The sequence below is a fragment of the Aerococcus sp. BD502 genome, assembly GCF_057919555.1.
Map to the genome: position 1 here is coordinate 1,161,664 of NZ_CP147972.1, position 25,963 is coordinate 1,187,626.

Sequence of the window (25,963 nt, forward strand, 5' to 3'; positions counted from 1 at the left end):
CAAGCGAAAGGAGTTTAAGATGACAGAGATTAAAGTGCCGCAACTCGCCGAATCCTTAAGCGAGGCGACCTTAATCGCTTGGTATGCCGAAGAGGGCGACCATGTGGATCAAGGCGAAGTGGTGGCAGAATTAGAAACCGATAAAGTGAACGTCGAGGTTTACGCTCCCGAAAGCGGGACACTCATCGAAGTTCAAGTGGCCGAAGATGAAGATGTGACCGTGGATCAAGTCCTTGCCAAAGTTGATGCCAGTGGAGCGGCTGAAGAGTCAGAAGGCCAGCCTGAGGAAGCAGAAGTCGGCGAAGATGAAGCAGGACAAACGGAGGCTGAAGAGGCCAAGCCAGAAGAAAAAGAAGCGTCCGAGCCAGCGGCCGCCGAAAAACCGCAGGCGCCCTACCGGCCGAGCCTGGCCGAAGCTCCAGAAGGTTCGCCTGCCCAAAGAAAGCGTGGGCAAGCCGCCCCGGCACCTGCGGCCAAACCAGCACCCGCAGCCAAACCGGCACCGGCAGCTAAGCCAGCGCCAGCAGCTAAACCAGCACCCGCGGCCAAACCAGCGCCAGCAGCTAAACCGGCACCGGCAGCTAAGCCTGCCCCAGCGGCTAAACCGGCACCGGCAGCTAAGCCTGCCCCAGCAGCCAAACCGGCACCGGCAGCTAAGCCGGCACCGGAGGCGAAGGCGAAAACAGCTCCCAAGGCGCCGGTGGCACCCGAACAGGCACCGGTCGAGGGGGATATTGAAGTGGAAAAAATGAGTCGGCGCCGGCGAACGATTGCGAAAAACTTGCTGGAAACCACGCAAAACACAGCCATGCTGACGACCTTTAATGAGGTGGACATGTCCGAAGTGATGAAATTGCGGAAGGCAGTGAACCCGGACTTCGTCGAAAGAAATGACGTGAAACTGGGCTACATGTCCCTCTTCAGCAAGGCGGCTGTGGCGGCCTTGAAGGCTTACCCGCACGTGAACGCAGAAATCTGCGATGAGGAAATTCACGTGAAGAAATACTATAATATTGGTATTGCGGTGACAACCGACCAAGGCCTGGTCGTGCCGGTCGTGCGCGATGTGGACCGCAAGAATTTTGCTGAAATCGAGCAAGACATCAAAGCCTTAGCCACTAAGGCTAGGAACCGGGAACTGAAACTGGAAGAAATGCAGGATGGCACCTTTACCATCACGAACGGGGGCATCTTCGGCTCGCTCTTCTCCACGCCGATCATTAACCCCCCACAAGTGGCGATTTTGGGCATGCATAATATTGTCGAGCGGCCCGTAGCCGTGAATGGCCAGGTGGAAATCCGGCCGATGATGTACATTGCCCTCTCCTACGACCACCGCTTGATCGATGGGCGCGTTTCTGTGGCCTTCCTCAAGCACATTAAGGAACTCATTGAAGATCCGAAACGGCTCTTCTTAGAAGGTTAGTTGCACGCTGGCCCCTTTGCTGGGGCTAGCTTGCTTTAAAAGGAGGTTCATGCATGAAAATACACGAGTACCAAGGCAAGCAATTACTCAAGGACTTTGGTGTGGCGATTCCCCAAAGCCAGGTAGCCTTTACGCCGGCGGAGGCCGAGGCCGCGATGGCCAGTTTGGGCGCAAAGGAAGTCGTCGTCAAGGCCCAAGTCCACACGGGAGGCCGCGGGAAGGCGGGGGGCATCCAGTTTGCCCAGAGCCCCAAAGAAGCCCGCGACATCGCCCAAAAACTCATCGGGACGCAGCTCGTGACCAAGCAAACGGGCCCGTCTGGCGAGGAAATTATCGGGGTTTTAGTGGAAGAAGCCAGCCAGGTCGCCCATGAATACTACCTGTCCCTTATTTTAGACCGGGCGCAAAGTTGCGTCACCATCATGGCCAGCAGCGCTGGGGGGATGAATATTGAGGAAGTGGCCGAAAAGGCCCCTGAGCAATTATTCCGGGAACCCATCGATCCCCTGCTGGGCGTGGCTGACTTTCAAGTCAACCGCTTGGGCCGCCGCTTAGGCTTTAATCAGGAGCAACTCAAGGACTTTGGGAAAATTCTACGGCACTTGTATGACTTATTCCTGGCCAAAGACGCTTCTATGATCGAGATTAATCCCCTCGTCACCACAGAAGACGGGGACTTACTGGCCTTGGACGCGAAATTTAATTTTGACGAGAATGCCCTCTACCGGCATCCGGAACTCTTAGACTGGCACCAAAAAGACCAGACGCCGGTGGCAAGGAAAGCCCAGGAGTTTGGCCTCTCCTATATTCCTTTGGAGGGGAATATCGGCTGCATGGTAAATGGCGCGGGGCTTGCGATGGCCACGATGGATATTATCAAGTACTTCGGCGGTGAGCCCGCGAATTTCCTCGATGCCGGGGGTTCAGCCACGCCCGAAGCGGTGGAATTGGCCTTTGAAATCATCTTAAAAGACGAGCACGTGAAGGCCATTTTCATCAATATTTTCGGGGGCATTATGCAGTGCGACACGATTGCCCGGGGCATTGTCCAGGCCATGGATAAATTGGGGACGGAGCTTCCCGTGGTCGTGCGTCTCGATGGGGCTAAGGCGAAAGAAGCGCGGGAGATTTTGGCCCAGTCGGACATTGACGTGATCAGCGTGGCGGCCCTGGACGAAGGGGCCAAGCGTGTGGTCGAAGAAGCCAAGAAGGCAGAGGTGAAGGCATGAGTATCTACATCAACCAAGACAGTCAAATCATGATCCAAGGCATCACGGGCAGTGCGGGCCAAACCCATGCCCAGCTGATGTTAGACTACGGTGCTAAGGTCGTGGGCGGCACCAGCCCCGGCAAGGCGGGCCAGGAAGTTTTGGGCTTGCCCATTTTTGATACGGTGGCGGACTGCGTCAAGGAGACGGGCGCCAATGTGTCCGTCATTTTCGTGCCCGCTCCTTTCGCGGCGGATGCCATTTTAGAAGCGGCCGACGCGGGGATCGAGGTAGTCGTTTGCATCACCGAACACATTCCAGTCCTCGACATGGTTCAGGTGAAACGCTATTTGGCGGATAAAGATACCGTTTTGGTGGGGCCTAACAGCCCTGGCCTCGTGACCGCGGGGGAAAGCAAGGTGGGCATTATGCCAAACTTCATCCACCTGCCGGGCCATGTGGGCGTCATTTCCCGCTCCGGCACCCTGACCTATGAAGCGATCGACCAATTGACACGGAAGGGGATTGGCCAGTCCACCGCTATCGGCATTGGTGGCGACCCTGTGAAGGGCGTGAACTTCATTGAAGTGCTCCAGGCCTTTGAAGCCGATCCCGAGACGAAGGCAGTTCTCATGATCGGTGAAATCGGTGGCAATGACGAAGAAAAAGCCGCTGAATATATTGAAAGCCAGATGACCAAACCTGTCGTGGCCTTTATCGGCGGGCAAACGGCCCCTCCCGGCAAACGCATGGGCCACGCTGGCGCTATCATCTCCGGGGGCAAGGGGACGGCGGCCGAAAAAATCAAAGTGCTCAACCAGCACGGAATCGAAACGGCCGAAACCCTAGCTCATATTGGCGACTTGGTGGAAGAGGTCCTCGCCAAACACGACCTCTTGGCCACTTGCCAGACGAAGGCGGAGTGATTGTATGCTGAAAACAGAAGTTGCTATTATTGGTGCTGGTCCTGGCGGCTACGTGGCCGCCATTCGCGCCCGCCAGCTGGGGCTTCAGGTCACCTTGATTGAACGCGAGGCTGTCGGGGGCGTCTGCCTGAATGTCGGCTGCATCCCCTCCAAAGCCTTGCTGACCTTAGCTAGCCACCGCCGGGCCATCGAGAAATTTCAAGGCAGTGGCATCCAAGCGGCAGAAGTCACCGTGGACGCCAAAGCTATCTTTAAGCAGGTAGGGAAAACGGTCAAGCAGCTCACCGGCGGGGTGAAGCAATTATTGAAAGCCAATGGCGTTGACCTGATCCAGGCGACCGCTCGCTTTAAAGACGCCCACACCCTCGTCTTAGCCCATGAGGAGGGGGAAGAAGAGCTGCGTTTTGAGCACGCCATTATTGCTACCGGCTCTAAGCCGCAGTCGGTGGCGGCCTGGCCTTTTAGTGAGCGGATTGTGGACTTTACAACCTTACTGGGGCAAAAAACCATTCCCGAGCGCTTGACTGTGGTCGGCGTGGACACTTATGGCCTAGAGCTCGCCCAAGCCTATGCAGGCCTGGGCAGTGACGTGAGTGTGGTTTTGATGGACCCCAAAGCGCCCCTCGCCCACTTGAGTGCCCCCGTGGCCAAGGCCTTGGAGAAGGAATTGAAGAAAAGCGGCTTGAAATTTGTGCGGCCGGATGGGGACTTGAAACTGGAGGAACAGGCGGCGAGTGTGGTCACCTCCTTCACGCGGAAAGGGGAAACCCGTCTCATCGAAAGCGACCAAGTCCTCCTCTCAGTTGGGCGGGAAGTGGCCACCCAAGCCCTGAACTTAGAGGCTGCGGGTGTGTACGCCGAAGCAGCAGGGGACATTCCGGTGGATGAACAAGGGCGCACCAGCCAGCCCCATATCTATGCTATTGGGGATGTGACTGGCGCTCCCTTCCTGGCCCACCGCGCTTCTTATGAAGCCAAGGTGGTCGCCGCCGTCATCGCGGGCCAAGACGTGCAGATCGACTACTTGGCCATGCCGCAGGTCGTCTTTACCGAACCCGAAGTAGCCACCGCTGGCTTTTCAGAAGCCGAGGCCCAGGCAGCCGGCCTAGAGGTCCAAGCCAAACGCTTCCCTTATGCGGCTAACGGGCGGGCCTTGACCTACCAAGCCACCGCCGGCTACGTGAACCTCATCGCCCAAGCCGACACCGGCCGCTTGGTCGGGGCAGAAATCGTAGGCTTGGGGGCAAGCAATATGATTAATGAACTAACCCTCGCCATGGAAAGTGGGCACACCATTGAGGACTTAGCCCTCACCATCCATCCCCACCCGACCCTAGGCGAAAACATCATGGAGGCCAGTGAAGCCTGGCTCGGCCTGCCCATTCATACGAAATAAGAACAGAAGCAGCTCAAGGGAACGCTTGGGCTGCTTTTTATTGTCTTTAGGAAGGGGGCATGCTAACATGAAAGTGCTTGATACTAATTAAAGGTAAGGAGATTAGGATGAAGAAAATAAAAACTTGGGGACGTTGGGGTGGCTTGCTGCTTGTGCCGCTGGCGGCTTTGGCCTTAGGACAAACACAAGTGGAAGCGGCAGAGGAGCCGGATGATTTTGCCGTTGATGAAGAGGAAATGCTCGCTAATTTAAAGGCGCTGGACACTGAGGCGCCGACAGGTAAAACTGAGGTGGCGGTCCTTGTCAATAAGAAGGCAGAGCGCAGGTCCACTGCAGAGTTGGAAGGGCTACGCGCCGAGAATACAGCTCCAGAGGGGAACCTGGTGCCTGCCACTGTGGACGAAGCTGACTTTACTTTTGATGCGGAAAAGCAAACGATTACCGGCTATGAAGGCCAGGCAACCGTTCTCCATGTGCCGGGGACGATTGATCAGGTTCCCGTCAAGGCAATTGGCGATAAGGCCTTCCAAAAGAAAAATTTGACCAAAGTAGTCTTGGATCCAGGCATTGAGCGCTTGGGGCAGATGGCCTTTGCGGGGAACGAGGAACTGGGCGAAGTTCAATTTGCTGAAGGCCTCGTCCATATTGGGACAATGGCTTTTGTGCAAAGTAGCTTAAAGGAAGTGCGCTTGCCCACAAGTGTGAGAGAAATTGGCAAATTGGCTTTTGCGAACATTAAAACCTTAGAGACTGTGCATTTGAACGAAGGCTTGGAGCGCATCGGCGACCAGGCTTTCTTCCGCGATCAGGCCTTAAGGGGCGAACTGACGCTGCCGGCGAGTGTTTCCTACATCGGTGGGTCTGCTTTTAGCGGAACTGGGCTTAAAACCCTAAATATTAAGGGCGATGCGAAGAGTCCGCAATTGGAAATTGCCTCCGGTTTCAGCGATTCAATTACTGAACTTAATTTTGCGTCACCTGCTAGGCGGGCGGATATCCCCTATAACAGTTCCAATAAGGGGGAAGTTCATGTGAACTTGGGCGTTCTTAATAGCCAAGCGCAAAATGTGGAAGAGCTGGCCCAAGAATTAAAGGCTAAGCTAAATGTTCACTATGTGGCGCGTTATGAGGCTGAGAAAAAGGGGGACGCCCCCTTCGTCTTGAGGAAGAAGCTGGCTTGGCCTTTGGAGACGGTTGATTTCTCGAAGTCGGAAGTAAAATTACAGGTGGAACCGCGCTTTACGGAGGAAGAGGCCGGGGACAAGCCTGGTTACAAAACCCCGAATTGTGTGACCTGTGGCATTCATACTTTCTTCCATCTGACCGTTGATTTACCGGGCCAAGGCAGCGATGAAGATGCAGACCAGGAATGGACGGCCGCCGACTTTACCTTTGCTCCTTTCCGTTTTAAGGGACGGATGGAAGTGGCGGTGGAAAAATTAGGCATTAGTGGCCTCACCGAACAAGGCCAAGAAAAGCTAAAGAAAACCGGCGTGCTCGTGCTGCCGGGCGAAGTGACAATTAGAGAAAATGGCCAGGAAGTCAAAAAAGTGGTGGAAGGGGTGGCCACCAAGGCTTTTGAAGAATACGCCTTCCCCATTAAAAAATTAGTTTTGCCAAAATTGCCTAGCGGCTATCAATTCATCGTTAATCCTTCTGCCTTCCGTGCGGTTGGCCTAGAAGAATTGAAAGTTTCCGAGAGTACAACGGTGATTGACAGTGGCGCCTTTATGGATAATCACTTAACCACCGTCAGCCTGCCTTGGCGAGTTTGGAAGGTGGGGAATAGTGCCTTCCGCAACAATCACATCAAGCACTTAGAGTTTAGTGACGGCATTGCGGGCTTGCAACTGGATAATTATTCCTTTGCGAATAACGAACTTTCGACCGTGAAGCTGCCTTACTCAATTTTCAAATTTCTCGAGTATGTCTTCCGCGATAATCCTGGCGCTGCTCAGTCCGGCGTGGTGCGTTTGGAAACCCGCAATCCGAAACATCTCGATACGTCTACTTATATCCATCCCAGTCGCTACCACGACATCATTCTCACTGCTCCGGAGCGCCAACGTGACGGCCTCTATGCCCTATTGGCAGAGGGCTATCAATTAGAAGCCAGTCACTATCCCACGGAAGCCTTCAAAGCCTTTGAACAGGTCTTTAAAAAAGCCACCCAGGTTTTTGCCGATAGTGAAGCCAGTCAGGCCGACCTTGATGAAGAAGGGCAAGCACTAGCAGAAGCCTTAGCAACGTTAAGGGCTTCAGCGCCTAATAAAACTCCCTTGCTGGATACTTTACGGGTGGTCGAGCAATTGGATGAGCGGCTCTTTACCGAAGAGAGTTGGCAAAAATTAGCGAACGTCGTGGCAAAGGCCCAGGCGGCTTTGGCTAAGGCCGAGACCTCTGACGAAGAACTCCGAAATATCACCACAGAACTCAAGGCCGCCCAAGGGGACTTGCAAATTAGCGACCGCGCCCTTTACGAACTGCAAGACTTCACCTATAACGGCACCACCCTCACTGGTTTTAGCGAAAGTGGCTGGGAAAAATTTGCCTACAACAAAGTCGTGCGCCTGCCGGATAAAAATGCAGATGGTGCCTGGTTTACTGCCATTGCTGACCAGGCCTTTAAGATGGCTGACAAAGACGTTGAAATTGGCTCGGATGTCGTCAATTCACCCCAGGGCATGCGGGAAGTCGTGCTGCCTAAATATTTAGAAGAGCTTGGTGATCAAGCTTTTGAATATCAGAGCTTGGCAGACCTTGTTTTCCCAGCCAGTCTTAAGAAAATTGGTCGACTTGCCTTCCGGGGCAATCGTTTGAAAAAACTTAGCTTGCCTGATCGAGTCGAAACTGTGGGAGCCTCTGCCTTTGCCCTTAATTTGCTGACGGAAGTGCATCTGTCTCTTAAAATGACGGAAATTGCGGACGGCTTATTCTCACGTAATATATACTTGGATCATATTGACCTGCACGAAGGCTTGGAAAAAATTGGCCAGGGTGCCTTTGTGGGTGCCCCGCTGACCGCGCTTGACTTGCCCAGCACGGTAACCGAGATCGGTCGTTTGGCCTTCAATAGCCATCGCTTGAGCCACTTGCACATTCCCCATAATATTAAAAAAATTGGGGTCGATGCCTTCAAGCAAAATGTCAAATTCCGAACACTGCAGGAAGTGACCTTTGAGGAAGGCTTGGAAGAGTTGGGCGAGAATGCTTTCCGCTCTGGCCTATTGAAGCAAGTGATTCTACCCCGCAGTTTGAAGAAAATTGGTCGTAAAACCTTCAGTGACAATATGAATGCGTCTAAGGAAATTACTACGGTCGAGCTTTTGATCAGTAACCCCGAACAAAAGAATTGGGATACCTCGCGCTACCAGGGCCAGGAATTAGTCTTTGCGGACGACTTGGCCCAAGTTGATAAGAGCCAATTGGGCGCCCTCTTGATGGCCTTAGCCGAAGAAACCGAACTCGCTACGGAGCAAGCGGAAATACTGGCTCAAGCCCGTCAGGTTTACTATGCGGCAGGAAGTACCGTTGAAGAGGTGAAGGCTAGTGAGGAAGCCCTCAAAGCTTTAGAGAAAGCCTTGGCGGGTCAGGAAACCGGTGGGGAAGATGACGGCGAGCAGACGGCTCCTGATCAAGGAGGAGAAGACCCCGAGGAACCGGGGCAAAGCACAGAAGAACCTAACCAAGGCATTGAAGAGCCCGATGAGGATACGGAAGAGCCCGAGGAAGGCAGCGAAGATCTCGAGGGAGAACTTGCCGAACCGGAACAAGGCACAAAAGAGCCGGACCAGGAAACTGAAGCTCCCAAACCAGGTAGTGAAGCTCCCGAGGAAGGCACAAAACACCCAAGCCCAGACGTTGAGAAACCTGAAAAGGGTACAGAAGAGCCTGAGGAAGGCACGGCAGGGACAAGCCCAGATATTGAGGAGTCTAAGCCGCATACTGGCGAGCCAAAGCCAGAGAACGAGCAGCCTGAGCAAGGCCTGGCAGTGCCTAGCCCAGGGGAAGTTGAATCTGGCGCCGGCGGAGCCTCTGCGCCTGAAGAGCCTAATGAAAACGCCGAAACGGAAGAAACAGCTGGCGGAAGCACAGCAGCAACCTGCCGGCCAGCTGCTGAGGAGAAGGGGGTAGCTGCAGGCAAGGCTGCCCCAAGCCAAAAGACTGGGGAGCAGTTGCCACAAACCGGTAGCCGGGCCAGCGCCCTCCTTTTGGGCCTCCCCCTCCTTGCCTTCGGGGTCAGTGTGTTTAGCTATCGCTCTAAAAAAGGCAAATTGAAGGAAGCTGAGTTTTAGTGGCCAGCTTTTGCCAACATTGACGCCTTCGCATCCACTCATAGCTAGCAGTACCCAGCTTAAAAAGGCACAAAAATACAAAACCCCCAAAGCTTAGCGTAGCAAGCTAAGCTTTGGGGGGCATTTTATGCTTAAGGATTCCTAATGCCTAAAATCAAGAAGAATGCTATCGTTGGAAATTTGCAAAAGCCAAATGATACTAATAGGTAGCTTTACTTTCTTAAAATCATGCTAGTTTTAGGGAGCCTTTTGTGCTTTAAATTACTGGTTTTTATCTTATGAAATAAAGGTTACTATTTAGAATTTGAAAATTGCTAATTGTTAAAATTGTTAAGCCATTAATAGGTGTAAATTGTTTGATAATTTTGGGGAATGAAGTTTGACTCATTTTTCTATAACTTTTAAGTAGTGCTCTAAATATTGACTATGAATAGTATTTTCTCCAAGTATTTCAAAAACTTGTAATGCCTGCTGCATCTTAGATTTCCCCGTCTCAGTATCATGTTGGAATTCAAAATATCCCTGTGCGTAGAGAAAAACTGTCAGCTCGTAATAATTTAGTTCGTTCTCTAGTAATTGAGACACCTCTCGGATCAAATATTTACAGTTTTCGAATTGTTTGGCATCAATACTTGATATTAAACAATTAATAGATAGCTGAGTAACGAGTTTTTTATTAGTCTTATTCAAAGAAGAGTAAATATAATTTTTTAACATTTCTTTAGTGAGTAGAAAGAAAGATTCATATTTTATTGTTCGAACACAATTTCCTAATAAAATGATTTCGTAGTAACCCCATCGTTCAATTTTAAAGAGGTAGTCTGTTAGTTGAAGTATCTCTTCATCTGAAGGAGCAATATTGCTGTCTAGTGTATGTAGAATAGACTTTACCATTGTTCTCTCATACGGATTTAAATGATATTTTGAAGAGTTTGAAAGTAATGCAGCTATGTTGTCTATGTTTTGCAATGAATATTGTTTACGAATGTATAGCATTAATTGAGAAAATGATTCTGTGTTGGTGTCATCATTATTATGAATAATGAGAAATTCATTTAGAGAGATGTTTAATTTATCTAAAATATTGATGAGTCGAATACAAGATATTTCTGACTTTCCACGTTCAAAACGAGATATTTGTGATTTAGAAAGATGCTCATCTGCTACCGAGCATAGACTGATTTGCTTTCCTTGTCTTAATTTTCTTAATGTTTTCCCAAGATTTGACTTCATTAACTTCCCACTTTCCCAACAAAAAATTTTCTAATTTAAGTTATTGTACAATATCTAAAAATGGAAAGGAAGCCTGAGATGAAAAAAGCATTGAAGCTCATACCAATCTTGATATCAATTATGGATATCATTATTATCGTCAGTGGATAAATTTCTTAGGTGTGCACCTAAGTCTTTAGTAATCTTCTAAAGGCTTATAATCTGGAACAGATTAGTAAAAAATTATAGATAAGGGGTCATAATGACTAGCATGCATGAAAAATTAGAGTTGCTTGATGAGATGAATTATGTTGATCTACTGTCTTACATTGAAGAGACTAATCGTTGTCCTGGAGGAAAGAGAACAATATCTGAGATTGTTAATTATACTCATATTACAAAAAAATCAAATATTTTAGAAGTGGGTTCTAATACAGGCTTTACATCTATTGAATTGGCTAAAATTTTGGATGACCCTACAATTGTTGGTATAGATGTAAATGCAAATGCCGTAAAAAAATCTCAAGAGTTACTCATTGGCGAATCTGCCGAGGTGCAGAGAAAAGTGTCATTTGAAATTGGAGATGCAAGCGATTTAAGGTTTAGTAACTCGTTTTTTGATCTGATTGTCACAGGCGGTGCAAACGGGTTTATTGCAGAAAATAATAGAAAGATGGCAGTTTCAGAATACCGTAGAGTCTTAAAGCCTAACGGATTTTTAGCTGTAACACAACTGTTTTATCACAAACCAGTTCCCAAACAAATCTTAAATGACCTAGAAAAGGTACTAGGTTTTCCGATAAGGCCTCTGCGTAGATCTTATTGGCTGAAGTTGTTCTTAAATTCTGGATTCGAGTTATATAACTTTAAAGAGAAAAAAATGAGGAAACGAAGTCTACAGACATTGAGTGAGTATGTTGATTATATTATTGAAAGTTCCGAACCTCTAAAAGGTGAGGATAATCTAGTAAAAAATGCTGTTAGAAAACGATGGTATGAGATAATGAATATTTTTAACAATAATCATGAGTATCTATCATTTATGATTGTTATCTTGAGGAATACTGTAAGTACTGAACAGCGAGAATTTTTCTTTGAAGCTGACTTTATGGATCCGTATACAATTTGTAAGGAGGAGGAAGAGTGGAGTGTCTAAGAAGACTATTATAATTGATAACAAATTCTTGAAGATATTAAATAGTGATGTTTTTTTGAGGACAGTTGGATTTATCCATTCAACAATTACAAACGCTACTTTTGAATTCTTTAGAAACAAGGGAATTATAAGTGTACATTTACCGGTGACAACGGGAAGTGTAACTAGTCCTATGGGATTAGGAAGTGACTCGTTACCTGTAAAGATTAAATTATTTGAGAATGAAATGTATCTTGCAGATTCGATGCAGTTCCATCTTGAATACCTTCTTCGTTTATTCCCCGACAATTTAGGAGTTCACTATGTAATGCCGACATTTAGAGGAGAAGAGACTGATAAAAGACATCTATCACAATTTTATCATAGCGAGAGTGAGATAAATGGAACTTTAGAAGATATAATGAATCTAATCGATGAGTATTTAAAATTTCTATGTCACAAATTATTGGAGGAGCATAGGGAACTTTTACTTTCCCAACAATATGAGTTAACCCATATTGAGAACTTTTTGAAGTTGGATATTCCACGTGTTAAGTTTCATGAAATAAGAAACTTATTGAATGACGAAAAATCTTTTGTAAAAGATGAAATTCATAGTTTTTATCAATTAACAGATTTGGGTGAGAAGAAAATATTAGAATATTTTGGCGGTCCAGTTTGGGTGACAAACTATCCTGCAAAAAGTGTCCCATTTTATCAGAAGTTAGATGATGATAAGGAAACTACAAGAAATGCTGATTTATTAATGGGAATAGGTGAAGTGGTCGGCTGTGGTGAACGTTGTGATACATTGGATGAAGTATTAAAAAACATGTCTAAACTCAATGTTGATAAGAGTCAATATGCATGGTATCTACGAATGAAAGAGCTGTCACCAAAAACAACCTCAGGTTTTGGACTGGGAGTTGAAAGATTTATAATGTGGATTTTAGGCTGTGATGATATTAGAAAAATTCCATTAATCAGTCGGTCAAATAGTGAAAATATAGTTCCTTGAATGACAGATAAATAAAAGAAGGGAATGATACCCATGAAAAAAACTGTATTGGTAGTAGGTGGGGGACCTGAGATTACTTTGTGTTATGACTATATAAAAGAAAATGCCAATTTCAATTTTATCTCTATATCTGAAATTCCTCCTATGTATCCTGAAATCTTTATTGATTCAATTGTAGTTAAGTTTAAAAATTGGGGTACAGTGGTTGAGAAAATAAGAGAACTTTCAACTAACATTGATGCGGTGGCTTGTTGGGATGAGGCAATGACACATATTGCAGATGATATTTCTAAAGAGCTTAACTTAAGCCCAATATCTAAATTAGGATCGCAAGCATTTAGATTTAAAGATAGAATGAGAATGGTATGTGAGGCTACGGGAATAAAAACACCAAGATACAGAATTATTGATCAATTTTCAGATTCTGTAAGATTAATTAATTGGGAATATCCTTTAATCGTAAAGCCAACTTCTTTTTTATCTAGTATTGGTGTAAAAAAAGTAAATAATTTTTCAGAACTACAACAAGTTGTTGGGCAGCTTCTTTCAGTAAAATTTCCTGTATATATCGCCAATTCAGTATATGAATTGGGTGATATTTATAATTTGGAGCCTAGGGTTCTTGTTGAAGAATATATAGAAGGACAGGAGTACAGTCTAGAGAGTCTCATTGTAAACTCTGAATATTTTCCACTGGGAATTACACAAAAAATAGTAGATGATGAAATTTTTATGGATGAAGTGGGTCATATTTTTCCAGCTAATATTTCCATTCATTTAAAAAAGAAAGTATTAAAATGGGGTGAAGAGCTGCATCACGCCTTGCAATTACATAACGTTTCTTCACATGCAGAATTTAGAGTTGATAAAAATGGAGAAATTTATTTAATTGAGATTGGGGCTAGAATTGGTGGAGACTTTATTCCAAAACTTATGGCTAATAGTTTTACTGATAAAAACTTTAATTTTTATGATAGCTACGTCCATGCGAGAATGGGCGTTCGAAAGTTTGTAGATACACAAACAGATCGATTTTCAGGAATTGTGTTTTTTAAATTACGTCCAGAAGATTACGGAAAAAAATTTAAAGGGATTGCTTATTCAACTCCAAAAAGATCCAAAATATTTTATAGTGGAATGCTAAAAAGTGAAGGTTCAGTTTTGCCGACACCAACTAACTGGAGTAATGAAAGATTTGGATATGTATGTTTGGAAAATGAAAATTATGAAACACTACAGGAGGACATGAAAGTATTATTAAATTCATTTACCATCAAAAAAAGCTAAGGGTTCTGAAACATATCATAGGTGTATGCTCCCCATCTTTTTCAGGTAGTTTCTTGTATAAGAAACGATATGATCGAGGGGTACGTTTTTTAGAACAGAAAGGATTTAAGGTCACTAATGGAATATTAACAGGAAAAAATTGTCAAAATCAACTATCGGGAAGTGTACAAGAAAGAAGCGCAGAGATTAATCAATTATTTGATCAAGCGGATATTGTTCTCACAAGTATAGGAGGGTATAATTCCAATTCTGTTTTACCTTATCTAGACTATGAGAAATATAAAAATAGCAACTCAATATTTATTAGTTATTCAGATACAACAGCGATTGCATTAGCTTTATACGCTAAAACAAATAAAATTGCTTTTATGTCGCAAAGCTTGATTTGTAATTATGGAGAATTCCCCCCTTTTAATGAGTTAAGTTATAATTCTCTAAATAATATTCTCTTCAATGAAGAGAGTAGAGATATCAGTTATAAAAAATCAACTTACTGGACAGATGAGCGATCAAATTGGGAAATTTTTGTAAAACCAAAAATCATTAAAGAAAATGAATGGTACATATATAAATATGGGCGGGCCAAAGGGATATTAATTGGTGGGAATTTAGATACTATTATTGGGATTATAGGAACTCCTTATATGCCTAAAATAGATGAAAATACTATTCTATTATTGGAGGAAACTTTTAGTGATTTTGGGAGACTTTATAGAAATTTTACCACATTAGCATTGCATGGGGTTTTTGATAAAATTTCCGGCTTGATAATTTCTAAAATTGAATATTTAGAAACAAGAGATGATATTATTTGGCTTCTTAAAAATTTCGTTGATAAGAGGGATATCCCTATATTGTTGGATTTCGACTGTGGGCATACACATCCAAGTTATCTCGTTCCTATCGGTGGAGAAGTCAGTTTAATACTTGAGAGGGATTAGGAAGTGAAATATAAAGAAACAAAAATACCGGGAATGTATGATCTTTTTGAAGATGAGATTAGAAATATAAATTCGATACACCAAAGATTTTTAAAAAATTCTAGAGAGTTTGGGTTTGAACAAATTCAAACCGCATCAATTGAGCAAGCGGATAGGTACTTAAAAGCAACTAAGGTTCACCCATCAAAAATTTTTGGAGTATATCGAATGAAGGAAAAATCAAAGTATGTGTTACAAGCTGATTTAGCGATGAGTATTTCAAGGTTTGTTTCTGATTTGTCCACGCAAGTTCCATTAAAGTTTATCCAGACTGGCTTACTTTTTAGAGATAGAGTCCCCCCATATTCAGGATATAGAAAGATGTTTTACCAGACGTTAATTGGTGTATGGGGGGTTGAATCAGCTATCGCTGATGTCGAAATAATATATTTAACTTGGAAGACCTTAACCGAGTTACAAGAAATTGAGGTCAATTATATATTAATTTCTAACACTAAAATATTAGAAGTACTGTCTTCAGGATTGTCTGAGTATTTAAGATTTTCAGATATTGACATCAGTTCAGCGTTGTCAAAAATTGATATCGAGAATGAAGATAGAGAAAAGATTATTAAATTATTCCAATATGATAAGATTCCATATCGTGATCTCTCTATATATTATGCTCAAATAAAAGACGAGCAAATAAAATCGGAAATTAGAAAAGTCATTCAAATATGTGAACTTCTTTCTAAATATATTGAGGAGTGCCCAGTGTACTTTTCTCTATCTAATTTATATGGTACAGGGCATTATTCAGGATTGAACTATAAAATTTTCATTACTGATTCAACCGGAAGTCATTATGATATAGCGGATGGTGGTAGAATAGATACCATGACTTCTAAATTTAATAAAGTCAATACTCCTGGTGTGTGTATGGGGATCGGGACAACTGTTTTATCGCAATTATTGGATCTGGAAGAAAAAGAGCGAAGGTATGTCATTTTGATTCCAATAAATGATGTAGAAAATACATATATTTTATGGAGAGAAATAATGACATCTCTTTGTATATTCAATTTTTCGATACTCCCCTGTTCATTTAAAAAAAGAAAGAAAATCGTAAATAACCAATTTTATATCGATGATACTTTTATTTTGGTTAATGAAAACAGTAATTTTAAGATAAAATCATCCAGATTAGCTTCCTCAGATATAGAACAATTAATACAAAAAATAGATAAAAAGAAAAAGGAAATAAAAGGATTAGATAATAAATGAAAAATAGAGAGAAAAATAATATTAATTACTTAGTCGCCAGTAGAAGTATTTCATTAGTGGGAGACGTTCTCTTTGATTTTGCGAATCATACATTTCTTGCTAATCTTGCTCCCAACTCTTTAAGCCTTGTTGCTATGTATCAAGCAATTGAAAGAGTAGTTGCTGTTATCTTTAATATGTTAGGAGGAGTAGTTGCTGATCTCTCGCATAGGAAAAGAATTATTATAATAACAAACTTAATAAACGGATTGTTTTGCATAGCATTTTCATTCTTTAAAAATGAAAACGTATTAATGTACCTTGTATTGGTTGGAAATGGGATTCTATCATTTATGTTTGCTTTCTCATCTCCCTCATATAAGGCGTTAACTAAGGAAATAGTTGGTGAACGTTCAATCCAACGACTAAATTCTTATTTGGAAACAGCCAGTACAGCAATTAGATTAGTGTTGCCTATTTTTTCATTATTGTTATACAATTTATTGAAACTTCAAGGCGTTCTATTGTTAAATGGTATCAGTTTTATAATCTCCTCTATCTTGATATTGTGTATTGAACCTCTAAATTTTGAATGTACGACAGCAAACTTTTCTTTTAAAAGTATTTTTTTTGATATGGCATCGGGCTTTCGGTACATATTTGACAACAAACAAATTCTATTTCTTATTATTTTATCCTCATTAGTGAATTTTTTCTTGGCTGGGTATAATCTTTTATTGCCGTATAGTCATCATATGTTTATCAATTTATCTGATGGGCTATATGGTTTATTTCTAACAGCAGAAGCTATTGGAGGATTATTCGGAGCGATTTTAAGTAGTAGGTTTAAGAAAGATGCATCAATTTTTAGTTTAGTAGTTCAATTGGGTGTCTCAAGTATATTCTTAATTGTTACTCCATTTTTATATTTAATTTATAAGAATAAATTTTTAATTATGTTAGGACCAGGTTTTTTTAATCTGTTCTTGACAATTTTCAATATCCAGTTTTTCTCTCTTATACAAAAGCAGGTAAACAATCAATATTTAGGTAGAGTATTTGGGATTATATTTACTGTTGCAGTGTTGTTCATGCCAATCGGCACAGGTGTATTTTCCTTTTTTCTAGATGTTTCGAATTTATTTAATTTCCCAATAATAGGGGCATCAATTTTAATATTATCTTTAGTGTTTGGTTGTTTTATGAAGTATAATGATCAATATAACAATTATTTATCAAAATAGATTTTTATGGAACTAGGAAAAACTCAATTTCTGAATATAAAAAATAGTCAACTAAGCCACTCCCTTTTAGCTCTCCCCCTCCTTGCCTTAGGGGTCAATTTCTGCCACACTCTTCGTCCAGTCGATGTCGGAGGAGGAAGTGGAGTCTTGTAGAGGAACATATCGCCAAGTTGCTTTGGTGTTGTGTTGCGTAATTTTTAAAATCCCCAGCATGACACGGGCAAATTTCGACTGCACGTATTTCAGGCAGGCCTCAGCCTCCGGCCGAGTCTTAAAATTCCCGATGCTCAAAAAACGGTCTGGGTGTGCCCCATCAGGGGGGTGCCAATCAGGGGGCTTAATACTTCCCCTAAAGCACCGGAGCCATTAGATTTAGGGACAAAGACCTTATAAGCATCGAAATTTGCTGGAGTTACAATATATTGAGTATTAATCCATAAATAAGCTCTTTTGCGATTAAAAAGACCGAGTATACGGGCATATTGTGCCTCATCTTCAGGTTTTTCTTCGAAGAATAAAATGTTGTGCAGCTTATTCATGATGTTGGTGCGCAAATCAAAAGCTTTTCCAATATTTTTTACCTGCTCGGGAAATTTTTCTTTCACAGCTTCCGAGAAGGTATAGGCTACTCCACCCGTTACTTCGTCAGCAAGACTTTCCTCTGCGTTTTGCCAGACCTTATCCTTGATACGGTCTAAATCCTCGAAAGGAATAAAGAGCTCTATCGGTTTAAATATTTTTTCATGGTCATAGTTTGTAATCACAACCCCGCCTTTTATGTCCGTGTTTTTGAAATATTTAGAGCTTACCGGCTCGTAATCTAATATTTTAAGTGAGGATCATTTAACATTTTCTCGTTCCAGGCCTTTGGAGTCTGTCCAGCATTAAAGAGAAAACGTCCTGGAGTAATCAAAATAGCCTTGTCAGCTATGGCATAAGCTTCATCCATAAAATAGGGATAAATAGGCTTAGCTCGCGCATTGCCTTCCACATCTTCCTGATACGGGGGGTTACCAATAACCACATCAAATTTCATGGCGGTGTTCGTCCTTTCTGTCAAGCTTTGGAAGGTCACCCACTTCCCCTGCCAGGGAATGCGGGCTTTCAGGGGCTGGCTTTCGGTGCTAGCGGTTTCTAGGTCAAAGAGATTCAATTGCGTCTGCAAACCCACATCCTCAAAGGCATAGGGTACCGTATAAGTGAGGCCATCCATTTGGATCAGGCGGCTGGCGATGAGGTCTGCCATGCGGGTCAGATTGCCCAGGGTCGGCACCTCGTCAAAATACGCCTGGTAGAAATCGTTATAAGTTAATAGCACATTCTCCCTTGCCAAGAGGAGGGAGTCCCCCTGGTACTCGTAGCCATAAGCATTCTCTAGGATCCAACGAGCCCGTTTTAGCCACTGGTTCTTCCCAAAGTTTTCCTGATTGAGGCGCTGGAATTTGCGATCGACAAAGCCAACCCGTTCGCCCAAGGGCAGGAGGTCTCCTGTTGCCATATCGTAGCGCGTGGTCAGATAGGGCCCTTCCCCGCAGGTAAGTTCGAGCCAGGTCGTCTGCAGGAAGTCATCCAGGGGGTAGGCCTTGAAATCAGCCAGGGCCGCTTGGACTTGCCGATCCACCACCCAGGCTGGCGTGAAGACTTCCCCATGCTGGCGGGTACGGAATCGCTGGCCAGCGTTGAAAAAAAAGCCTTAATCCGCTAAAGTAAGAAGAGCAGTAGAAGGAGAAAGTTAGGAGAGCAGCGTGGCAAGACCAAAAAATAAAAAGATTCAAAGAAAAAGAATGTATACGTACTTTCGTGATGCCGCTTTAAAAATTATTCATGAAGAAGGCATCGATAAAGTTACCGCCCGAAAAGTTGCTGATTTAGCAGGCTATAATCAGGCGACCTTATATTCCTATTTTGAAAATTTAAAGCATTTAATTTTATTTGCCTGCATTGACTACCTCGGGGAATACTTGGAGGCTTTACCTCTTTATATTCGGGAGGCCAAGGACTCGAAGGACATCTATTTTGCAGTCTGGCAGTGCTTTACTGATTTTGCTTTTGATCAGTCTGCCATTTACCGGCAAATTTTTTTCTCGAATGCCAAAGATATTGGCTATTACTACCGGCAGTATTATGATATTTTTCCCTTGGACATCAAACACTATCCCCCAGAAATTCAAAATATGATTCAGGAAGTGACGATTGAAGAGCGCAGTCACCGGCTGATGGATGAGTGCATTGTCCAAGGCTTGATTGATGAAAAATCCGGCTACCTTGTCGATGATATGGTGGTATTTACCTTCGAATCGCTCTTATTACGCGTGGATATTGGCTCCTTGAAGCCGGGGGTGGCCAAGGAATTGTTTATGAGCTATATGAAGACCCTCTTCAAACGTTTAAGTGTCAGGTAGGCTGAGCCGACCGGGCACTTTTTTTTATGAAAATATGAAAAGCGGTTGCATTACCTGCTTGGGTCTGCTATATTAAAGTTAAGTAAACATGTTTATTAAATAAACGCAGGTGAATAATATGAAGCTCTGGCTTCTAGAACTGGCGTCTAAGGGAGGTTTTAACTCATTTGTTAAACATGTTTAATATATAAACAAAATAAAAAGTAAGGAGGTTAAATCATGAAAAAGAAGCAGAAGGTTTTTAGCATTTCCCTGGCTTTAATTCTCTTGGTGGTCTTGATGGGCTTAATTTTTCCCAGGTCCTTTGAGAGCTTTGGGGATTGGCTCTATGCCTTGGTCGTTGATAATACCAGCTGGCTGTACATGCTGGTGATGAGTAGCTTTATTGTGTTTTGCTTGTGGCTGGGTTTTTTGAGCCCTTACAAGCACATTAAATTAGGCGGCGACCAAGAGAAGCCGGAGCATAGTTTACTGAGCTGGTTTGCCATGCTGTTTAGTGCTGGCATGGGGATTGGCCTGGTTTTCTATGGGGTGGCTGAGCCCTTGAGCCATTACCTCAGTCCACCGGATTTAAAGCCCTTAAGCCATGAGGCGGCAGAATTTGCGATGACCAAGTCCTTCTTGCACTGGGGCTTGCACCCTTGGGCAGGTTATGCGGTCTTAGCGCTGGGCCTTGCCTACATGCAGTTTCGCCGGCACCGGCCGGGCTTGGTGTCTAGTATTTTTATCCCTTTGATTGGTGAAGACCGGGTGCAAGGCGGCCTGGGCCAGGCGATTGATATCCTGGCGGTCTTTGCAACAGCGGCAGGTATGGCGACATCTTTGGGGCTTGGGACTTATCAAATTAATTCAGGTTTAAACTACATGTTCCAGGTGCCGGAGAATAATTTGATCCAGCTCATCATTGTTGCCGGCATTACGGTTATTTATACCTGGACCGCGGTGAGCGGGGTCGACAAAGGGATTAAATGGATCTCTAATATCAATATGGTTTTGGTCGTCATTCTTGTGGGCCTGGCTTTTCTGTTTGGGCCGACCATTAAAATTCTCGATGTTTTTGTGGAAACGACAGGCCACTACTTGCAGAATCTGATCGGCAATTCCTTTGAACTGGGGGCTTACTCCTCCTCGGCTTGGTACGGTTCTTGGACCATTTTCTACTGGGCTTGGTGGATTGCCTGGGCGCCCTTTACGGGGACTTTTATCGCCCGCATTTCGAGGGGGCGGACCATTCAGCAATTTGTGGCAGGGGTACTTTTGGTGCCTGCCTTAGTGTCCATGCTTTGGTTTGCGATTTTTGGGACGTTGAATTTCAACACGGCCCAAGCCACGCTCCAAGAAGCAATGAAATCCACCTCCACGGCCTTGTTTGTCGTTTTAAATGACCTGGGCGGGGTGGGGACCGTCATGTCCGTGGTCGCGATCTTATTGCTGTTTACGTTTTTTATCACCTCTGCCAATTCCGCTACTTATGTCTTGGGCATGCTGACGGATGGGGGCAATCTTGAACCCCCAAATTGGAAGAAAACAGTGTGGGGCTTGGTGCAGGCAGCCCTGGCCTTATCCTTGATGATTGGGTCTAGAAATGGCCTGCAAATGATTCAAACCATTTCGATTGTGGCGGCCTTTCCCTTTATCTTTGTGATGAGTTTTGCCATGTGGGCTATTGTGAAGGCGCTTAGGCAAGACCGGAAAATTTCAGGCTAATGATGTAAGGAGGTTACTATGAAAACTTTAAATTTAGGCAATTTCTATGTCAAAGACGTGAAATTTGGCCCAGAAACCAAGTACGAAGACCATGTGTTAAGCATTAATAAGGAAGAAGCCTTGGCCTTCATTCAAAAGGACGAACATATTACGTCCTGTGATATCTATATCGCTAAACCTGGCGATAGAACACGTATTGTACCGATTAAGGAAGCGGCCGAGCCCCGCGTGCGGGTGGATGGCCGGACTCTCTTTCCAGGCGTGACCGGCCCTGTCGTGACGGCAGGTGAAGGGGACGTGCATTGCTTGAAAGGAGTGAGTGTTTTAGGGGTTGGCCAGCATATGGGCTCCTTTGGGGATGGCTTAGTGGACATGTTTGGCGAAGGGCAGAAGTACACGCTTTTTGGCCAGATGCTGAACATTTGTATTGTGGCGGACACGGATGAATTGTCCGAGCGCCATGAACAGCAGAAGAAAAATCATGCGATTCGTTGGGCCACCCATCATTTTGCGGAATACTTAGGCCAGACGGTGAAGGACCAGGAGCCGGAGGACGTGGAGAGCTTTACCTTTGCTCCGGTGACCAAGCCTGATGAAGCGCTCGACGGCTTGCCTAAGGTGGTGCTCGTCATGCAGCCGCAGTCCCAGATGGAAGAGATGGGCTACAACGACCTCATCTACGGCTGGGATTTGAACCATTACGTGCCGACCTTTATGAATCCGAATGAAATTTTGGATGGGGCTTTGATTTCAGGCTCCTTCATGCCTTGCAGTTCCAAATGGTCGACCTATGACATGCAGAATTTCCCGACGATTCGCGAACTCTACAAGGAACATGGAAAAAGCTTGAATTTCTTGGGCGTCATTTTATCGAACTTAAATGTGTCCTTGGAACAAAAGGAACGCTCGGCTATTTTTGTGGCGAATTTAGCCCAAGCCTTAGGTGCGGATGGGGCGATCGTTACGGAGGAAGGTTATGGGAACCCAGATACTGACTACACGCGCTGTATCGTCGCCTTAGAGGATGTGGGCGTGAAGACGGTGGGGATCAGTAATGAATGTACCGGCCGTGACGGGGCGAGCCAGCCTTTGGTCGTTATGGATGAGAAAGCCGATGCCCTCGTTTCCACGGGGAATGTGTCCACTTTGCTGGAATTAGAACCAGCAGATTTGGTCATTGGAGAATTAGCCGCTCTAGGCCGAGACGGCTTGTCTGGCGGCTGGGCTGATGATGAGAAATTAGGGCCCAGTGTCCGCGAAGACGGCTCAATCATTATGGAAAATAACTCCATGTTCTGCGGGGACGGCATTGCGGGCTGGTCTGTGAAAACCATGCGTGAATTTTATGAGGTGTCAGTCATGAAAAAAGCAGTTTTATATATTAACCAATTCTTCGGTGGGATTGGCGGGGAAGCGGAAGCCGATGCCCGACCACAAATCACGGAAAATATTATTGGGCCAGGCCTCGCCTTCAAAGCCAATCTGAAGGAAGCCGAGCTCACGCATATTATTATCTGCGGCGATAACTACATGGGGACTCATACTGATGCAGCGGTGGCCGAGATTCTGGAAATGCTGGCGGATGTCCCCTTCGATGTGTTTCTAGCGGGCCCAGCCTTCCAAGCGGGCCGTTATGGGGTGGCTTGCGGGACCATTTGCGAAGCCGTTAAAAAAGCTTATCCCGAGGTCCTCATTGCCACGTCTATGCACCCTGAAAACCCCGGGGTAGAGATGTTTAAGCAGAAAATGCCTATCTTTATTGGGGGGCACTCGGCCGCCAGCATGCGCAAAAATGTGCAGGCCATGGCGAAGTTTATTGACCGGCAATTGCGAGGGGAAGCTTCTAGAGGGGCTGAATTGGAAGGCTATTTTGGCCGCGGGATTCGCGAGCAAGTTTTCCTCGAAGACCCAATTCCAGCTGCCCAGCGTGGGGTGGCCATACTCTTGAAAAAATTGGCGGGTGAGCCCTTTAAAACGGAATTAGTTATTCCGAAGAAAGATACGGTGCCTCCGGCTGAGGCCTTGCAGGATCTCTCAAAAGCTCGGATCGCTATTATGACAACTGGGGGCATCGTGCCGGCGGCAAACCCTGATCATATTCAATCAGCTTCCGCCACGCGTTGGGGCCGCTATGATATGACAGGCTTGGACCGCTTGCCGGCGGGGGCTTTCAAAACGATCCATGCGGGCTTTGACCCTGCGGCAGCCAATAATGATCCTAACCTGATCGTGCCGCTCGATGTGCTGCGAAAAATGGAAAAAGAAGGCGTCTTCAAGGAACTCCATCCTTACTTCTATTCCACGGTTGGGACGGGGACCACGCAGGCCGAGGCGACACGCATGGGGGATGAGATGGTGGAGAAATTGCAGGAGGGCCAGGTTGATGGTGTTCTCCTTGTTTCTACCTGAGGGACCTGTACACGTTGCGGTGCAACGATTGTTAGAGAAGTTGAGCGCGCTGGCCTGCCAGTCGTTCAGTTATGTAACCTGGTGCCCGTGGCCAAGACGGTGGGTGTTAACCGGATTGTGCCAACCATTTCGATTCCTTATCCGCTCGGGGACCCCAGTGATCCGAAAGAAGCTCAAGAAGCGCTGCGCTACCACATTGTGAAGACCGCTTTGGAAGCTTTAACGACGCCGATTGAGGAAGAAACCATTTTTGAGGTGTAGGCCTAGACACAAAGCACAAGAACCTCTCAAAAGAGTGCCGTGTTGGTAGTAGGAAAACCTTTCCTAGGCAGCTAGAACAGCGGATGTTGTTTTAGCTGCTTTTTGTTACTAAAAATACGAATTTTCTTTACTGATTTGCAATGCTTTAAAGCTTTTGTTATATTAGGCGTCGTGTTAATTAAACGTGTTTAATAAATTAAGGAGGCCTTATGACAGAAAAAACAAAGCAGCAAAGAAAAATAAGCCAGCGTGTTTTTCAATGGGCGTTGGCCTTAATCTGCCTGGTGGTCTTGGCGGGGCTTGTTTTCCCGACTCATTTTGAGGCGGCGGGGGACTGGCTGTATGCCATGGTGGTCGATAATACTAGTTGGCTTTACATGCTGATCATGGCAGCTTTTATCTTATTTTGCCTGTGGCTGGGTTTTTTGAGCCCCTTTAAAAATATTAAGCTTGGGGCGGACGATGAGGAGCCCGAGCACAGCCTGGTGAGTTGGTTCGCCATGCTGTTTAGTGCGGGTATGGGCATTGGCCTGGTGTTTTATGGGGTGGCTGAGCCCTTGAACCATTACTTGAGCCCGCCCGATATTGAGCCGTTGACCCATGAGGCGGCGGAATTTGCGATGACCAAATCCTTCCTGCACTGGGGCTTGCACCCTTGGGCGGCCTATGCGGTGATTGCCTTGGGGCTGGCTTACATGCAGTTTCGCCGCCACCGGCCCGGCTTAGTGTCCAGTATTTTCATCCCCATGCTGGGTGAAGAGGGCGTGCGAGGTAAATTAGGGCAGACGATTGATATTTTAGCTGTTTTTGCGACCGCGGCGGGCATGGCGACTTCCTTAGGTTTAGGGACGTATCAGATCAATGCCGGCCTGCATTACTTGTTTGGCATTCCCGAAAGCAATCTCGTCCAGATCCTTCTGGTCACCGTGATGACGGTTATTTACACGGGAACAGCCGTGAGTGGGGTGGACAAAGGGATCAAGTGGATTTCTAACTTGAATATGGTTTTGGTGGTGGCCTTAGTTCTCATGGCGCTGGGCTTTGGACCCACGATCCCTATTCTCGAGGTTTTCGTTCAGACGGCGGGCCAGTACGTGCAAAACTTGATCGGCAATTCCTTTGATTTGGGGGCTTTCTCCCCGTCCAATTGGTACGGCTCGTGGACTATTTTCTACTGGGCCTGGTGGATTGCCTGGGCTCCCTTTACGGGCACCTTCATTGCGCGGATTTCCAGAGGGCGGACCATTCGGGAATTTGTCGCCGGCGTGCTGCTCGTGCCTGCGCTTTTGTCCATGCTCTGGTTCTCAATTTTTGGGACGCTCAATTTCAATACGGCGACCAGCACCTTAGAGGAGGCCGCGCAGTCGACGTCCACCGCTTTGTTTGTGGTGTTAAATGACCTGGGCCTGGTGGGCACAATCATGTCCATCGTGGCTATTGTCCTCTTGTTTACCTTCTTCGTCACGTCAGCCAACTCCGCCACTTATGTCTTGGGCATGCTGACGGATGGGGGCAATTTAAAGCCACCCCATTGGAAGAAATTAGTCTGGGGCATCGTCCAAGCCGCCCTGGCCTTGTCTTTGATGATCGGGTCGAAAAATGGCTTGCAGATGATTCAAACCATCTCCATCGTCGCCGCCTTCCCCTTCATCTTTGTCATGGGCACCGCCATGTGGTCCTTGGTAAAGGGTTTACAAGAGGAGCGACTCCAGACAGAAGATAAGCAACAAGAAGGTTAAACCTCCATCCTTGACAAGTAAATCTCATTAACCTATAATGACATTATCATTATAATTTTGATTAAGCATTTGCAGTAGGAACACATTTTTTGCCTCAGAGAGCTTGCGGTGGGTG

At 45.4% G+C, this 25,963-nt stretch carries 19 protein-coding genes; 15 read left to right on the forward strand and 4 right to left on the reverse strand.

What is annotated here, in order from left to right:
• Nucleotides 1–19: 19 nt before the first annotated feature.
• From odhB to WF803_RS05490, 5 genes are all read left to right on the forward strand, one after another.
• On the forward strand, nucleotides 20–1,426 hold the full coding sequence (odhB, locus tag WF803_RS05470) for a 2-oxoglutarate dehydrogenase complex dihydrolipoyllysine-residue succinyltransferase (RefSeq protein WP_489610540.1): 1,407 nt from the start codon (nucleotides 20–22) through the stop codon (nucleotides 1,424–1,426).
• Between the two features lie 53 nt (nucleotides 1,427–1,479).
• Nucleotides 1,480–2,655 carry an ADP-forming succinate--CoA ligase subunit beta gene (gene sucC / locus WF803_RS05475; RefSeq protein WP_489610541.1) on the forward strand — a complete coding sequence of 392 codons (1,176 nt, stop codon included), beginning with the start codon at nucleotides 1,480–1,482 and terminating at the stop codon, nucleotides 2,653–2,655.
• Complete coding sequence (gene sucD, locus WF803_RS05480) at nucleotides 2,652–3,560, forward strand: succinate--CoA ligase subunit alpha (protein ID WP_489610542.1); 909 nt, start codon at nucleotides 2,652–2,654, stop codon at nucleotides 3,558–3,560. Before sucC ends, sucD begins: the two co-directional genes overlap by 4 nt.
• A gap of 4 nt (nucleotides 3,561–3,564) precedes the next feature.
• A complete protein-coding gene (lpdA, locus tag WF803_RS05485) occupies nucleotides 3,565–4,956 on the forward strand; it encodes a dihydrolipoyl dehydrogenase (protein WP_489610543.1) in 1,392 nt (463 codons plus the stop codon).
• A gap of 107 nt (nucleotides 4,957–5,063) precedes the next feature.
• Nucleotides 5,064–9,251 carry a leucine-rich repeat protein gene (locus tag WF803_RS05490; RefSeq protein ID WP_489610544.1) on the forward strand — a complete coding sequence of 1,396 codons (4,188 nt, stop codon included), beginning with the start codon at nucleotides 5,064–5,066 and terminating at the stop codon, nucleotides 9,249–9,251.
• Between the two features lie 384 nt (nucleotides 9,252–9,635).
• On the opposite strand, the gene WF803_RS05495 is transcribed toward WF803_RS05490, so the two are convergent.
• On the reverse strand, nucleotides 9,636–10,484 hold the full coding sequence (locus WF803_RS05495) for a helix-turn-helix domain-containing protein (RefSeq protein WP_489610545.1): 849 nt from the start codon (nucleotides 10,482–10,484) through the stop codon (nucleotides 9,636–9,638).
• 250 nt (nucleotides 10,485–10,734) lie between these two features.
• Between WF803_RS05495 and WF803_RS05500 the strand changes: the two genes are divergently transcribed.
• From WF803_RS05500 to WF803_RS05525, 6 genes are read left to right on the forward strand one after another with little or no spacing between them, the layout of a single operon-like run.
• Nucleotides 10,735–11,619 (forward strand): methyltransferase domain-containing protein, encoded by an 885-nt coding sequence (locus WF803_RS05500; RefSeq protein WP_489610546.1) that lies wholly within the window; start codon nucleotides 10,735–10,737, stop codon nucleotides 11,617–11,619.
• The gene (locus WF803_RS05505) at nucleotides 11,612–12,616 is read left to right on the forward strand and encodes an asparagine synthetase A (protein ID WP_489610547.1); all 1,005 of its coding nucleotides are present in this window, start codon (nucleotides 11,612–11,614) and stop codon (nucleotides 12,614–12,616) included. Before WF803_RS05500 ends, WF803_RS05505 begins: the two co-directional genes overlap by 8 nt.
• Before the next feature lie 33 nt (nucleotides 12,617–12,649).
• On the forward strand, nucleotides 12,650–13,903 hold the full coding sequence (locus tag WF803_RS05510) for an ATP-grasp domain-containing protein (protein WP_489610548.1): 1,254 nt from the start codon (nucleotides 12,650–12,652) through the stop codon (nucleotides 13,901–13,903).
• The gene (locus WF803_RS05515; RefSeq protein ID WP_489611896.1) at nucleotides 13,882–14,844 is read left to right on the forward strand and encodes a S66 family peptidase; all 963 of its coding nucleotides are present in this window, start codon (nucleotides 13,882–13,884) and stop codon (nucleotides 14,842–14,844) included. The genes WF803_RS05510 and WF803_RS05515 overlap by 22 nt, the downstream gene beginning before the upstream one ends.
• A 3-nt stretch (nucleotides 14,845–14,847) precedes the next feature.
• Entirely contained in the window at nucleotides 14,848–16,107 is a 1,260-nt protein-coding gene (locus tag WF803_RS05520) for an ATP phosphoribosyltransferase regulatory subunit (RefSeq protein ID WP_489610549.1), read from the forward strand.
• Nucleotides 16,104–17,330 carry an MFS transporter gene (locus tag WF803_RS05525; protein ID WP_489610550.1) on the forward strand — a complete coding sequence of 409 codons (1,227 nt, stop codon included), beginning with the start codon at nucleotides 16,104–16,106 and terminating at the stop codon, nucleotides 17,328–17,330. Before WF803_RS05520 ends, WF803_RS05525 begins: the two co-directional genes overlap by 4 nt.
• Nucleotides 17,331–17,417: 87 nt before the next feature.
• On the opposite strand, the gene WF803_RS05530 is transcribed toward WF803_RS05525, so the two are convergent.
• The 3 genes from WF803_RS05530 to WF803_RS05540 are packed head-to-tail and all read right to left on the reverse strand — an operon-like array spanning nucleotide 17,418 to nucleotide 18,951.
• Nucleotides 17,418–17,621: a hypothetical protein gene (locus WF803_RS05530; RefSeq protein WP_489610551.1), complete on the reverse strand. Its 204-nt coding sequence runs from the start codon at nucleotides 17,619–17,621 to the stop codon at nucleotides 17,418–17,420.
• Nucleotides 17,618–18,094, reverse strand: coding sequence for a hypothetical protein (locus tag WF803_RS05535; RefSeq protein ID WP_489610552.1), 477 nt, complete (start codon nucleotides 18,092–18,094; stop codon nucleotides 17,618–17,620). Before WF803_RS05535 ends, WF803_RS05530 begins: the two co-directional genes overlap by 4 nt.
• Nucleotides 18,095–18,150: 56 nt before the next feature.
• A complete protein-coding gene (locus WF803_RS05540) occupies nucleotides 18,151–18,951 on the reverse strand; it encodes an Eco57I restriction-modification methylase domain-containing protein (RefSeq protein ID WP_489610553.1) in 801 nt (266 codons plus the stop codon).
• Nucleotides 18,952–19,075: 124 nt separating this feature from the next.
• Here WF803_RS05540 and WF803_RS05545 point away from each other — a divergent pair, with 124 nt between their 5' ends.
• From WF803_RS05545 to WF803_RS05560, 4 genes are all read left to right on the forward strand, one after another.
• Nucleotides 19,076–19,732, forward strand: a complete 657-nt coding sequence (locus tag WF803_RS05545) for a TetR/AcrR family transcriptional regulator (protein WP_489610554.1) — start codon at nucleotides 19,076–19,078, stop codon at nucleotides 19,730–19,732.
• Nucleotides 19,733–19,951: 219 nt separating this feature from the next.
• Entirely contained in the window at nucleotides 19,952–21,439 is a 1,488-nt protein-coding gene (locus tag WF803_RS05550; RefSeq protein ID WP_489610555.1) for a BCCT family transporter, read from the forward strand.
• Nucleotides 21,440–21,457: 18 nt separating this feature from the next.
• Complete coding sequence (locus WF803_RS05555; RefSeq protein WP_489611897.1) at nucleotides 21,458–24,109, forward strand: glycine/betaine/sarcosine/D-proline family reductase selenoprotein B; 2,652 nt, start codon at nucleotides 21,458–21,460, stop codon at nucleotides 24,107–24,109.
• 209 nt (nucleotides 24,110–24,318) lie between these two features.
• Nucleotides 24,319–25,848: a BCCT family transporter gene (locus WF803_RS05560; protein WP_489610556.1), complete on the forward strand. Its 1,530-nt coding sequence runs from the start codon at nucleotides 24,319–24,321 to the stop codon at nucleotides 25,846–25,848.
• Nucleotides 25,849–25,963 lie beyond the last annotated feature (115 nt).